This is a genomic window from Pantoea sp. SM3640, assembly GCF_015654165.1.
GTDB classification, from domain to species: domain Bacteria; phylum Pseudomonadota; class Gammaproteobacteria; order Enterobacterales; family Enterobacteriaceae; genus Pantoea; species Pantoea vagans.
Map to the genome: position 1 here is coordinate 1,309,978 of NZ_CP064872.1, position 12,480 is coordinate 1,322,457.

Annotated in this window: 10 protein-coding genes; 6 read left to right on the forward strand and 4 right to left on the reverse strand. The window is 56.9% G+C overall.

The features are described from left to right. Nucleotides 1-28: 28 nt before the first annotated feature. On the forward strand, nt 29-289 hold the full coding sequence (locus tag IV493_RS05920; RefSeq protein ID WP_041456966.1) for a hypothetical protein: 261 nt from the start codon (nt 29-31) through the stop codon (nt 287-289). Between the two features lie 338 nt (nt 290-627). Here IV493_RS05920 and IV493_RS05925 read toward each other — a convergent pair whose 3' ends face one another. Then, on the reverse strand, nt 628-2,550 hold the full coding sequence (locus tag IV493_RS05925) for a methyl-accepting chemotaxis protein (protein ID WP_195857893.1): 1,923 nt from the start codon (nt 2,548-2,550) through the stop codon (nt 628-630). A 680-nt stretch (nt 2,551-3,230) separates the two neighbouring features. Between IV493_RS05925 and IV493_RS05930 the strand changes: the two genes are divergently transcribed. The 4 genes from IV493_RS05930 to IV493_RS05945 are packed head-to-tail and all read left to right on the forward strand — an operon-like array spanning nt 3,231 to nt 8,120. After that, nucleotides 3,231-4,127: an ABC transporter substrate-binding protein gene (locus IV493_RS05930; RefSeq protein WP_013358397.1), complete on the forward strand. Its 897-nt coding sequence runs from the start codon at nt 3,231-3,233 to the stop codon at nt 4,125-4,127. Next, nucleotides 4,124-5,047, forward strand: a complete 924-nt coding sequence (locus IV493_RS05935; protein ID WP_195857894.1) for an amino acid ABC transporter permease — start codon at nt 4,124-4,126, stop codon at nt 5,045-5,047. Before IV493_RS05930 ends, IV493_RS05935 begins: the two co-directional genes overlap by 4 nt. After that, nucleotides 5,040-5,801 carry an amino acid ABC transporter ATP-binding protein gene (locus tag IV493_RS05940; RefSeq protein WP_195857895.1) on the forward strand — a complete coding sequence of 254 codons (762 nt, stop codon included), beginning with the start codon at nt 5,040-5,042 and terminating at the stop codon, nt 5,799-5,801. The genes IV493_RS05935 and IV493_RS05940 overlap by 8 nt, the downstream gene beginning before the upstream one ends. 33 nt (nt 5,802-5,834) lie before the next feature. Beyond that, a complete protein-coding gene (locus tag IV493_RS05945) occupies nt 5,835-8,120 on the forward strand; it encodes a molybdopterin-dependent oxidoreductase (RefSeq protein ID WP_195857896.1) in 2,286 nt (761 codons plus the stop codon). A gap of 7 nt (nt 8,121-8,127) precedes the next feature. On the opposite strand, the gene IV493_RS05950 is transcribed toward IV493_RS05945, so the two are convergent. From IV493_RS05950 to IV493_RS05960, 3 genes are read right to left on the reverse strand one after another with little or no spacing between them, the layout of a single operon-like run. Beyond that, entirely contained in the window at nt 8,128-9,429 is a 1,302-nt protein-coding gene (locus IV493_RS05950) for an MmgE/PrpD family protein (RefSeq protein WP_195857897.1), read from the reverse strand. Further along, nucleotides 9,426-10,580, reverse strand: a complete 1,155-nt coding sequence (locus IV493_RS05955) for an amidohydrolase (protein WP_195857898.1) — start codon at nt 10,578-10,580, stop codon at nt 9,426-9,428. The genes IV493_RS05950 and IV493_RS05955 overlap by 4 nt, the downstream gene beginning before the upstream one ends. Next, nucleotides 10,577-11,122, reverse strand: a complete 546-nt coding sequence (locus IV493_RS05960; RefSeq protein WP_195857899.1) for a GNAT family N-acetyltransferase — start codon at nt 11,120-11,122, stop codon at nt 10,577-10,579. The genes IV493_RS05955 and IV493_RS05960 overlap by 4 nt, the downstream gene beginning before the upstream one ends. 256 nt (nt 11,123-11,378) lie before the next feature. Between IV493_RS05960 and IV493_RS05965 the strand changes: the two genes are divergently transcribed. Next, nucleotides 11,379-12,449, forward strand: coding sequence for an iron-containing alcohol dehydrogenase family protein (locus IV493_RS05965; RefSeq protein ID WP_195857900.1), 1,071 nt, complete (start codon nt 11,379-11,381; stop codon nt 12,447-12,449). The last annotated feature ends 31 nt before the right edge of the window (nt 12,450-12,480 follow it).

The following is a 12,480-nucleotide window of genomic DNA, read 5'->3' on the forward strand; positions in this document are numbered from 1 at the left end:
ATCAATTCGTACTAATGGAGGATTTTCTGTGTTAATTCAAAACGACGAGAAAGGCCACGTCATTATTGGCGAAGCGGCACTAAGCCTTGCCCTGGGTGAAAAAGAAATCAGTATCGCATCACTCTTTACTCAGCTGGGTTGCATGGCGAAATCTGAAAGCAACACCGATCGGCTGACGCAAATCTCCGAAGCCAGGAGCTGGCTGAGTAGTTTTAAGTCACCGTCGGTTGCCCAACAGCAGGTGCCGTACCTGCAGACCCTGGCAAGCCTGAACGAAGAACTGAACTAGCAGTAACTGAACTGACGCCAGTGGACGTAGTCCGGCTCCGGCCGGAAAACGACGAAGCGGACGACCTCATCGGTTGCGCGAAAGCGTATACCGGCCGGAGAAACTGTCATGGACGACACTTCTCCTGCCACCGCGATTTGATACCCATCTTAAAAGCCTTCTAAGCCACAACCCTGCCGGACCCGAAACAATAACAGACCCGGGCGAATATGCTCCCGCACCTGCTTTTTCTGTGATTACTCTGATGCCTTGTCTGTGGCGAATGTCTACTTCAGCCAGCCTCATTAAATCAGGCTGGCTGTATCAGCATGACGCTTATATAAAAGCAGCGCGGTGTATCAGAAGCTTTCCCAGCTGGATTCTGCTGATGCTTTAACCGGCATCGCAGGCACTAAACGCGGTGCCAGTGCATGTGCTGTCCGGCTGGTATCGTTTTGCCCGTCTGATAAGCGGAACACCGCCACCGTTTTTTCCAGCTCGTCTGCCTGCGCTTCCAGAGAACTGGCTGCGGCAGAAGACTCTTCAACCAGCGCGGCGTTCTGCTGCGTGGTGGTATCCATTTCGGCCATTGCTGTCGCAATCTGGGAAATACCGCGATTCTGCTCGTCGGATGCGGCAGCAATCTCGCCCATGATGTCCTTAACCTGACTGACCGAGCGAACGATATCATCCATGGTGCTGCCTGCGCGTTCCACAAACTCCGAACCATCATGAACCCGATCCAGTGATTCGCGAATCAGCGTTTCAATCTCTTTGGCAGCCAGCGAACTGCGCTGGGCCAGATTTCTGACTTCACCGGCTACCACCGCAAAGCCGCGACCCTGTTCACCGGCGCGAGCGGCTTCAACCGCGGCATTTAATGCCAGAATATTGGTCTGGAAGGAGATGCTGTTGATGACGTGAATGATTTCGCCGATTTTGCCTGAACTCTGGCTGATGTTATTCATGGTAACGATAACGTCACGGATAATCTCACCACCGCGTCCGGCATTTACCGACGCATCGGTTGCCAGCTGGCTGGCATGGTGAGCATTTTCCGCATTCTGTTTCACCGTTGAGGAGAGCTCTTCCATGCTGGCCGCCGTCTGAACCACGGCGGCAGACTGCTGTTCGGTGCGGGAGGAAAGATCGGTATTACCTGCTGCAATCTCCGCCGAGGCACGCGCCACGCTGCTGACGCCATCGCGCACATTGGTAATGATATTCTGCAGGCTGAGATTCATCGCATCGACGGACTGCATCAGCTGGCCCAGCTCATCACCCCGGGTGGAGTTCAGTGAGGTAGTTAAATCACCGCTGGCAATACGCTGCGCTGCATTCAGCGTCTCTTTCAATGGCAGCGTAATGTTGCGGGTAATCCGCCAGGCGATCAGCAGGCTCAGGACGACACAGATCAGTGCAGCAAAGGCGATGCGCCACTCTGCCTGTTTGATAAATTCAGCCGACAGACGGGACTGGAAGGCAAAGGTATCAGAAACGGCCGCATTGAGCCGCTCTGCGGCTGCGGTCAGGCCCGAAGATTCGCTCTTTTCTTTCTCTGAAGCATCAACATACTGCGTCAAAGCCTGACGCTGCTGCGCAAGAGTCGTGATGACATTTTGCGTAACTGCATTGATTGCTGGCTGATTAAAACTGTCCAGTTGCTCACTCAGCGTGTTGATGGCGGTGTACTCCTCAATAACCGCATCTCTGCTGGCTGCTGTGGGCTTATCAAGAAACGCTTTTTCAATATTTGCGGCATCAAACAGCGCGGCGGCCAGTTTCATGACCGGCAGCGCGGCGTCGGGCACCATAGCCATATCGAGTAATTCAGACTGATGAGCCAGACCGATCAGCGCGCCCGGTTTAATGGCAGCAAAGGCGGCAGATGTTACCTCCGCAGATGCCACAAACTTCTGGCGCTGACTCTGATAATCATTAAGTAACTGGCCCATCAGCGTGATTTTCTGCTGACCTTCATCATCCCACTTAAATCCACTCAGTCGTTGATAAAGGGTATCCAGCTCCTTAAGTGCCTGAACGTTCTTCGCGGCAAATTCAGGATTTTTGGTGTACTGGTAAAGCGTGCGATTAAGACGTGCCTTGCTTAACGTATTTACCATTTCCACGGTTGTCGTGCGGCGTGCAGAGTTGTCTTTAATACTGCGGAAACAGTCAAAAGCGATAAAGGTTATGGCGAGAGACGCCGCGATGACGACGATAAAACCGACGCCAAGTTTTTTCCCGATTTTAATACTGGAAATGCGTTGAGCAAGGCCCATGAGGTTCACCTTTATTGAGGTTCAAAAGCAGACAAAAGAAATTCAAATAATTCAATCCTGATCTTTTTATCGTCAGCTTCTGATAATACTTTAAGGCTATTTATTATTTATTCAGTATCCTTATTAATTAGAACTCCATTGTTTTACGATGTAATTATCTGTCTGCTAAGTGATGTGTTTTTAATTTAAATTATTGATTAATATATATAATTAAAAGAATTAAGTTGTGGTAAAGAGTCTTTACACTACCTGAATAAATATTTATTGATTTTGATCAATTAAATGACTGATGAAAATTAGCCTGAAAACATTCCAGCAATTTTAAAGATAAACTTATCAATAAAATGACACTTTCAGAGGTTGTTCGGCCGTTAACGAACCGCTGCGGAAATTACTATTATTTCGCCAGCGCCTGCAGACCTGCCCCATGTTCTTGCTCTGCAACATCTCACTCCCCGATTAAAAAGCGGAGAAAGCTCTCCATTGCCATATTCCGGCTAAATAATCCCGGTTTTAGCATTTGTGATCGCCGTCGGTCTTCATTGAGAATGACAACAGAACGTTACAAGGATGATAAAAGCACTGAAGCCCGCTGCTTCTCTGGCTTCCGGTGCTGACAACAGATCGCGATAATTTTTCCCTCTGGGGGGAACATTTTAACTATCAGGAGAAAGGTTCCAGTGAAATATATAAAAGGAATGACCCTTTTTGCCCTCGCGCTTAGTGCGCACGCCAGTTTTGCAGCCGAACCTTCAGTGCCTGCTGAAAGCAGCTTACATGTCAAAGCCGATCCGGCGCTGAAAAGCCTGATACCCGCGGATATCCTTAAGCGTGGCTATATTGTGGCGGGTACTAACCCGAACACGCCGCCCACAACCTTCTATAAAGAAGACAACAAAACGCTGGCTGGTCGGGAAATCGACATCATGAATGCGGTTGGTGAGCGTCTGGGCATCACCGTTCAGTGGCGCGACACCGGCGGCTTCGACAATATTATTCCTGGCCTGAAGACCGGACGTTACGACGTGGCGCTGTCAAACATCAATGCTACACCGACCCGCCTGAAACAGATCGACTTTGTCGGTTACTACAACGCCAGCCTGCTGGGCATTATTTCCCGCAAAGACGCTGATATCGCCCCCTTCAAATCCCTCAGCGATGTGTGTGGCAAAGAGGTGGGCGCCGGCTCTGGTACGACTCAGGTGACGCGGCTGGAAGAGGCCAGCAAAGCCTGTGAAGCCGCCGGTAAACAACCGATCAAGGTAGCGATATTCCCGGATCGTCCGGCGGGCGTGCAGGCCGTGGTCAGCGGTCGTGTTCCCTTGTTCCTCGGTCCTTATGAAGGGCTGTTGTGGCAGACCAAAGTGATCAAACCGCTGACCATGAGCGGTGAAATCACCGTGAATGATGCACCGGTCTCTGTCGCGTTCCCGAAAGACTCGCCGCTGGAGCCAGCCGTACAGGCGGCACTGAATTCGTTAATCAAAGATGGCAGCTACCGGAAAATCCTCGATAACTGGGGAATCGGTTTTGGTGCCGTGCCCGAAGCCCGACGCAACGAAGAGATCTTTAAATGAGAGAAACTCCGGACCACACCGACGACCTGAAAATCGTCGGTAAACGCTACTACGGACGCTGGCTGAGTGCGCTGGTGGTGCTGTTATGCGTGGTGGCGATGGCGCATTCGATGATTAACAATCCGCGCTTTGAATGGCAGGTGATTGCAGAGAACTTCACTGCGCCCTCCATTCTGCAGGGTGTGTTAATGACGCTGCAGCTCACGGCCATCTCGGTGGTGCTGGGATTCGCTTTTGGCACGGTGCTGGCGCTGATGCGCCTCTCTTCTAACCCGGTGCTGGTAGCGGTGAGCTGGGCGTACACCTGGTTTTTCCGCGGTGTGCCGATGCTGGTGCAGCTGTTTCTCTGGTACAACATCGCCGCGCTCTATCCCCGCATCGCGCTGTCGATCCCCGGATTGGGCGAACTCTGGAGCGCGCAGTCCAATGCGCTGGTGAGTCCGTTTAGCGCGGCGGTGATCGCGCTGGTGATGCATCAGTCTGCCTATGCCGCAGAAATCGTACGCGCTGGTATCCAGAGCGTGGGCAATGGACAGATTGAAGCGGCTCGCGCCCTGGGATATCGCCCGGCGCAGATTTTCCGTCACACCGTTTTACCGCAGGCGATGCGCGCCATTATGCCGCCAGCGGGCAATGAGATTATCGGCCAGCTGAAAACCACCGCAGTGGTGTCGGTGATCTCTCTGCAGGATGTGCTGTTTTCGGCGCAGATTATTTATCAGCGCACCTATGAAGTGATCCCGCTGCTGCTGGTCGCAACCTTGTGGTATCTGCTGATGACCTCCGTGTTCTCTGTCGGCCAGTACTATGTCGAACGCTATTTTGGTCGCGGTGTGACGCGGCGAGAAAAGCGCAGCCTGCTGTCATCACTACCGCGCTTTTCGCTGCCGAAAACGCAAAGGAGCGTGAGCAATGGCTGAAGCAATCGCACTGCGCAAAGTCACCAAGCACTTCTCCGGTGTCACCATTCTCGACGAGGTTAATCTCGATATTCCTGCCGGATCGGTGACCGTAATCCTGGGGCCATCGGGTTCCGGTAAATCCACGCTGCTGCGCTGTATTAATCATCTTGAAAAGCTGGATGGCGGTACGATCCGCATCGGCGGCCAGATGGTGGGATACCGGCAAAAAGGCCATGCGCTGCACGAACTCAGCAGCAGTGCCATTGCCCGCCAGCGGGCGGAAATAGGCATGGTGTTTCAGCAGTTCAACCTGTTTCCGCACCGCACCGTGCTGCAGAACATTACGGATGCACCGATGCGGGTAAAAAAGCAGAGCCGTCATCAGGCCACGACCAAAGCGCTGGCGCTGCTGAAGCAGGTGGGGCTGTCTGGCCGCGAAGATGAGTGGCCGCAGAACCTCTCCGGTGGTCAGCAGCAGCGGGTGGCCATTGCTCGCGCGCTGGCGATGGATCCCGGCGTCATGCTGTTTGATGAACCGACCTCGGCACTTGATCCGGAGCTGGTGGGGGAAGTGCTGCAGGTGATTAAGCAGCTGGCGCACTCCGGTATCACCATGGTGGTGGTCACGCATGAGATCGGCTTTGCCCGCGAAGTTGCCGATAACATCGTATTTATGGAGAGCGGCAGAATTGTGGCAGCGGGCCCGACGCAGCAAGTCCTTGACGATCCGGACAACGGACGTGTCAGAAACTTTATTGCAACGGTGCTTTAGGCACCGTTTCTTTTTTGATAATCAGGAACCAGCATGACCCAGAAACCGGTAATGCACAGCGCCCACTGGGGCGCTTTTCACGCCCAGCACAGGGACGATCAACTGCTGATTGAGCCGTTCCACCGCGATCCCGATCCCAGCCCGCTATTGCAAAACTTCCGTCATGCACTCAATCATCCGGCGCGCGTCGCGCAGCCGATGATACGGCGTGGCTGGCTGGAAAACGGGCCAGGCCCGGATCAGCGTCGTGGTGCTGATGAGTATGTCGCGGTCAGCTGGGAAGAGGCCAGTCAGCGGGTGGCGCAGGAACTCAAGCGGGTTGGTGAAGCATACGGCCCGCAAGGCATCTTTGGCGGATCGTACGGCTGGTCAAGCGCAGGCCGTTTTCATCATGCGCAAAGCCTGGTGCACCGATTTCTGAACACCACGCTGGGCGGTTATGTCCGTTCGGTCAACAGCTACAGTTCCGGCGCGGCATCTGTCCTGCTGCCACACATTGTCGGTGACATGAACGAGATCGCCCGACGCGGCGTGAGCTGGGAGGAGATCGCCGCGCATAGCGAGGTGGTGCTGGCGTTTGGCGGCCTGGCGCTGAAAAATGCGCAGGTGGCCAGCGGCGGCCTGAGCGAACACACCGAGCGCGGTTTTATGCAGCGAGCGGCACAGCGCGGTACCCGGTTTATCTCAGTGAGCCCGCTGAAAAGCGATCTGCCTGAAGAGGCGCAGGGCGAGTGGCTGGCGCTCCGGCCCGGCACGGATGCGGCGTTTATGCTGGGTCTGCTGGCGGTGCTGATTGCGGAAGCGTTAACCGATGAGGCGTTTCTGGCGCGTTACTGTGTCGGCTGGCCGCAGATGGTCGCTTATATTCGCGGTGAAGAGGATGGCGTAGTCCGTGACGCGCACTGGGCCGCTGGGATCTGCGACGTCAGCAGCGATCTGATCGGTCAGTTTGCACGGCAGTTGCACGGTAAGCGGGTACTGGTGACCGTGGCTCATGCTTTGCAGCGTGCCGAGCATGGCGAACAGCCGGTGTGGCTCGGCCTGGTGCTGGCGGCGGCGCTCGGACAGCCAGGGCTGCCCGGCGGTGGATATACTTATGCACTGGGTGCGCTGGGCCATTATGGCAAGCATCATAATCTGGTCAGCTTTCCGGCCCTGCCGCAGGGTAAAAATGGCATTGACCGCTTTATTCCGGTGGCGCGTATCGCCGACATGCTGCTCAATCCCGGCACAAAGTTTGACTACAATGGCCGCCAGCTGACCTATCCCCATATCCGTCTGGCTTACTGGGCGGGAGGCAATCCGTTCCACCATCATCAGGATCTGGCGCGGCTGCGTCAGGCTTTCTGCCAGCTGGATACGCTGATCGTGCATGAAAGCGCCTGGACCGCCACGGCGCGTCATGCGGATATTGTCCTGCCCGCTACCATGACGCTGGAACGTGAGGATATCGGCGGTGCGCCGACCGATCGCCATTTAATCGCCATGCAGCCGGTGGCTGCGCCTTACGCCGAAGCCCGGGATGATTATACGATTTTTCGTGACCTGGCCCGGCGGCTGGGCAGGGAAGCGGCATTCAGCGAAGGGCGTGATGCGCGTGGCTGGTTGCAGCATCTTTACGGCCAGCTGCAGGAAAAACTGGCCGCTCATCAGGTGCAGACACCCGATTTCAGTCAGTTCTGGCTGGAGGGTGTGCTGGCGCTGCCGCAGTTAAAGGATGGTGGCCGGATGATCAATGCGTTTCGGGCCGACCCCGACGCCGCGCCACTGCCGACGCCAGGCGGAAAAATTGAGATTTTCTCCGCTACTATCGCCAGCTTTGGCTATGAAAATTGCCCCGGCCATCCGGTATGGCGTGAACCGCAGCAAACACCCAGCGCCGACTATCCGTTCTGGCTGATTGCCAATCAGCCCGCGACGCGTCTGCACAGCCAGCTCGATTTTGGTGATTACAGCCAGCGCAGCAAGCGGGACGGACGCGAAGTCTGTAGCCTGAACCGGGACGATGCGGCAGCACAGGCGATCGCGGATGGCGACATCATCGAACTCTTTAACGCGCGCGGCCATGTGCTCGCCAGCGCGCGTCTTACTGACACCATCATGCCTGGCGTAGTTCAGCTGCCAACCGGTGCCTGGTACGATCCGGTCGAGCCCACTGCCGCCCGTCCGTTATGCCGCCACGGTAATCCCAATGTGCTGACCATGGATATCGGCACTTCGTCGCTGACGCAGGGCTGCAGCGGCCAGATTACGGTAGTGCAGGTGCGGAAATTTGCCGGTGAGGTTACGCCGGTTCAGGCCTTCGTTCCGCCGCGCTAAGCCACTATCAGGTCAGCGCCCCGGTCAGCATCTGCAATTCTGCCGTGGAATGCAGCGCAGTGGCTGCAAGCAGTTCTGGCGACGCGTCACCCAGCGCCTGATGAAGCTTACTGCTGACATTCACGCCCTCCGCCAGCGATTGCTGGCGCGTACGGCGCTGATGCAGTGCTGTGCCATCCGCAAGCGTCAGCGTAACGACGTGAAAGCGCAGAGCGGGATTGAGCGCATCGGGCGGCGCACTCTGATCCGGCGTGCGACGTACGCGGGCGGCCAGCGGCATAACCTGATGATTGAGATCGCCTTCCGCAAAATCCTGCAGGCGCAGATCGCCATACATCAGCATGGCGGCAATCACATATTCCAGGCTGAAGCGCGCTTCAGTACCGTTAACCGGCACCCGTATCGAGGCGGCGATGTCACCGCCTGGCGGGAAGCCGACGGTGATATCAACAATCTGGCTCAGCAGCGCATCCAGCGGTTTACCCGCAGCCAGCCACTGCTGGCGCAGGCTGCGGGCCGCTTCTGCCGCACTATGCGTACCGGCGCAGGTCGGGAAGGGTTTGAATTCCAGTCCCGGCGTGCTGATCCGCCACGGGCTGCCCCAGTTTTCCAGCAATTTCTCCGGCCGAGCCTGGTCCGCGCTGCTGGCGGCAACAAAGGCTTCAATGACCCCCTGCTGGCGGCCATCGATGCCGGCCAGGGTCAGCTGAGCCGCTGTCACGGCCCGTTCGGCGGCAAAACCCGCGTGCAGCGGTTTTACCGTCGAACCAAACTGGGCGCGTAAACCGCTGGCCTGGGTCGCCGCAATGCCCAGCAGGGTGGCCGTGGCATCACTCTTCATCCCCAGCAGACGCGCCAGCGCCGCCGCCGCCGCAAGGGTCCCCAGCGTCGCCGTGTTGTGATAGCCCAGTGCGTAATGTTGCTGGCTGACCGCCAGCCCCAGACGACCGGCCATCTCTACCCCCGTGACGTAAGCATCCAGAAATTGCTCCAGGCTTCTGGGCTGAACCCGTTGCCAGGCGAAAAGTGCAGGCAGGATCACCACGCTGGGATGACCGCGAAAATCGGCATGAAAGTCGTCGTAGTCCAGCGCATGTCCTGCATAGCCCAGCAGCAGCGCCTGTGAACGCACGCTGCCATCGCTGTAGAGGGTGCGCAGAGCCGGTAAGCCGCTATCCGGTACCGTGCCCTGCAGCACTGGCCAGCTCACCGCCAGAAAATCCCGGATGCCTTCGCGCGCATGCTCACGTGCAGGGGCATCCGGCTGGCCGCTGAGAATCGCATCCGCCAGCGCGGCAGTCAGGCTCATTGTGGTCGCTCCGGAGAAAGGAGTGCCGCCTGTGCCAGGTCGGCCAGATAGCGCGCCGTTGGCAGCAGCACCTCATCATTGATGCGAAAAGCAGGGTGATGCAGTGCATAGGGTTCACCGGTGCCCACCATCATAAAGGCACCAGGCAACTGTTGCTGATAGAAGGCAAAATCTTCACCAATCGGACTCGCCTCGACCACGCGTGCTTCCAGTCCGCTGTTCTCAGCCTGCTGCAAAGCAAAGTCCGACCAGTGCGCATCATTTACTACCGATGGCGGCCCGGCGTGCCAGGTAAAGCTCACCTGCGCATCAAAGGCTGCCGCGATGCCCGCCACAATCGCCCGGAAGCGCTGCTCAAGACGCTGGCGGGTGGATGATGAAAACGAGCGTACCGTGCCCTCCAGCCAGGCGCTGTCCGGGATGACGTTCCATGTGCTGCCGCTGTGGATCTGGGTGATAGAGACCACCGCGTTATCGGCAGAAGGGGCATTGCGGCTGATCAGCGTCTGCGCCGCCGAGACAATCTGTGCCGCGATGACAATCGGATCGTTGCCCTGCTCGGGTTTGGCGGCATGGCTGCCGATACCGGTAATCGCAATTTCAAAACGGTCGACGGCGGCAGTGAGCGGCCCGGCTCTGGAACCGATGACGCCAGCAGGCAGTGAAGGATCGTTGTGGATACCGAAAATCGCCAGCGCGTCAGTCAATGCGCCGCTGGCAATCACCTCTGGCGCGCCCTGGCCGGTCTCTTCTGCGGCCTGAAACAGAATCCGTACCCGGCCTGGCAGGTTCGCTTCCTGCTGCTTTAACAGGATCGCCGCGCCCAGTGCCGCTGCGCTGTGAAAATCATGGCCGCAGGCGTGCATCACGCCCGGACGCTGCGAGCGAAAGCTGACGCCAGACTGCTCTTCAATCGGAAGCGCGTCGATATCGGCCCGCAGTACAATCAGCGGCCCCGCTGACGCCCCGATTTCCGCCACCAGGCCGGTTCTCAGCGGCAGATCGAGAATACGTATCTGATGCTGTTCCAGCTGCTCGCGCAGACGGCGCGTGGTCTCAAACTCCTGATTCGACAGCTCCGGAAACTGGTGCAGTTCGTGACGGAAGGCGATCAGCGGTTCGCCTAATGTCGGGGGGATAGTGATGCTCATTGTGGGTTTCCTTGTGCTGCTGTCTGGCGGCTCAGCCAGGCATCGTGTGCCACCGGGTCCAGTACTTTCATCATATAGAGGGTGATATGACCCTTGCCGAGGTCGCGGGTATGCATTGGCTGAAAGCCGCGCTTCAGATACATCGCCTGCAGCCAGGGGTGACTGGTGGCGGTTCCCAGCGAGACCGCAGGAGCACGCAGCTGATCGATCAGAATCGCCTGTTCGACCCGTTCCAGCACCTGACGACCAAACTGCTGGCCGGGATAGTCAGGGTGCGCGCCGAACCAGCCAATATGCGGCAGACCAAACGGGCCGGGCAGCGGCCCCCAGGGATAGCGGACGGTCACTGACGAGACCATCTTCTCATCAGCATAGAGCGCATACACCCCATGGCTCTGCAGGTGGCGCAGAGCCATAGCACGGTCTGCGGTGGCGGCATCAAACTTAATGCCCAGCGCTTTCACCGGCGCATAGGCCGCATGCATCAGCGCCAGATAAACATCTGTTTCATCTTCTCTGACCTGACGAAAATCGAGTTGCATATTCTTTCCCGGAACACTGCCTGATAAGCAGTTAATTAATTCAGCCAGAGGGGCAGGTTAACAGTAAAAAGCCGGGTCGCTATATGTGAAAAATAACTAACCTCATGCAGATTTGTGAATAAACAATGGCCGGTTTTCAATTGCTTAAATTGCTGGTTGTCGTAGTATTTAAAAAAAGAAATAACACTACCCTCTCGTTAATAAATAAATGTAATTAAAGCCTTTTTGGCCTAATTCTTATAATCAGGATGCCGCTGTGTTAGCGATTACTTCTCCGCGAGCTTATGCACATGAGGCGGGCCTGCGTGCACGCGTCGGTGAGTTTATTAAACCCTACGCCAGCCATATCCGGATATTGACCTCGCCGCACGCGTGGCAGGCGGTTAATCCGGAATTAAGCCAGAGTCTTGAGGCATCGGGCATTCACTGGCAGCTGGATTATTTAGCGGGTGAATGTACTGAAGAGGCGATTGCCCGCGTAAAACAGCAAACCGAACAGCAGGGCGCAGAGTTGCTGCTGGCGATTGGCGGTGGACGGGTGCTGGATGCTGCCAAAGCCGCCGCCAGCCAGTTACCGGCACTTACGCTGGTTAACTTTGCTACTCAGGCAGCGACCTGTGCCGCCTGGTCACCGATTGCCATCATCTATAACGAAGCGGGCGGGCATCTGCGCAGCCAGCCTCTGGGCAAAATGCCGGAACTGTTGCTGGTGGATAGCGAGGTCATTGCCCGAAGCGACGTGCGCTTTCTGAAAGCGGGCATTGTGGATGCGCTGGCAAAATATTACGAATTCCGCCCTTACCAGCGGCATAACCCCGACGATCTGGCACTGGATTTAAAGGTGATGACCGCGCGGCAGGCGGCAGATATGTTTCAGCAATATGGCGAGGCCGCGATAGCCGCCTGCCAGCAGCAGCGGGTTACACCCGAACTGGTCAAAGTCATCGATGCCAGTATCGTGCTGGCCGGGCTGGCGAACAGCGTGCGCGACGCGCTGCCGACGCCAGGGCTGGCGCATGCCATCCATAATCGTCTGACCCACCAGCCGGAACTCCATCACTGGCTGCACGGCGAAAAAGTGGGCTTCAGCCTGCTGGTGCAGTCGCTGATTGAGCATGGCGGGGAGCCGGATGCAGAACTGCTGGCGCTGCTGCGCTATTACGGCATGCCACTGCAGCTGCCTGCGCTGCCGGGCGATCGTAATACCGTGCTGCGTCACATCGCACAGCAGATTAAATTTCCCAAAGGCTGTGCAGATCGCCTGCCGTTTACCGTCTCTGCCAGCGCGCTGGAACAGGCCCTGCTGGCGACCGACACCCTTTTATAAGCACGCTGCGGCGCGCTTTTTCATCTTTCAG

Excerpts from the sequence above, each read along its gene's own strand:
- IV493_RS05940 (WP_195857895.1), top strand. The coding sequence starts at position 5,040 with ATGGCTGAAGCAATCGCACTGCGCAAAGTCACCAAGCACTTCTCCGGT.
- IV493_RS05925 (WP_195857893.1), bottom strand. The coding sequence starts at position 2,550 with ATGGGCCTTGCTCAACGCATTTCCAGTATTAAAATCGGGAAAAAACTT.
- IV493_RS05955 (WP_195857898.1), bottom strand. The coding sequence starts at position 10,580 with ATGAGCATCACTATCCCCCCGACATTAGGCGAACCGCTGATCGCCTTC.
- IV493_RS05935 (WP_195857894.1), top strand. The coding sequence starts at position 4,124 with ATGAGAGAAACTCCGGACCACACCGACGACCTGAAAATCGTCGGTAAA.
- IV493_RS05945 (WP_195857896.1), top strand. The coding sequence starts at position 5,835 with ATGACCCAGAAACCGGTAATGCACAGCGCCCACTGGGGCGCTTTTCAC.
- IV493_RS05960 (WP_195857899.1), bottom strand. The coding sequence starts at position 11,122 with ATGCAACTCGATTTTCGTCAGGTCAGAGAAGATGAAACAGATGTTTAT.
- IV493_RS05950 (WP_195857897.1), bottom strand. The coding sequence starts at position 9,429 with ATGAGCCTGACTGCCGCGCTGGCGGATGCGATTCTCAGCGGCCAGCCG.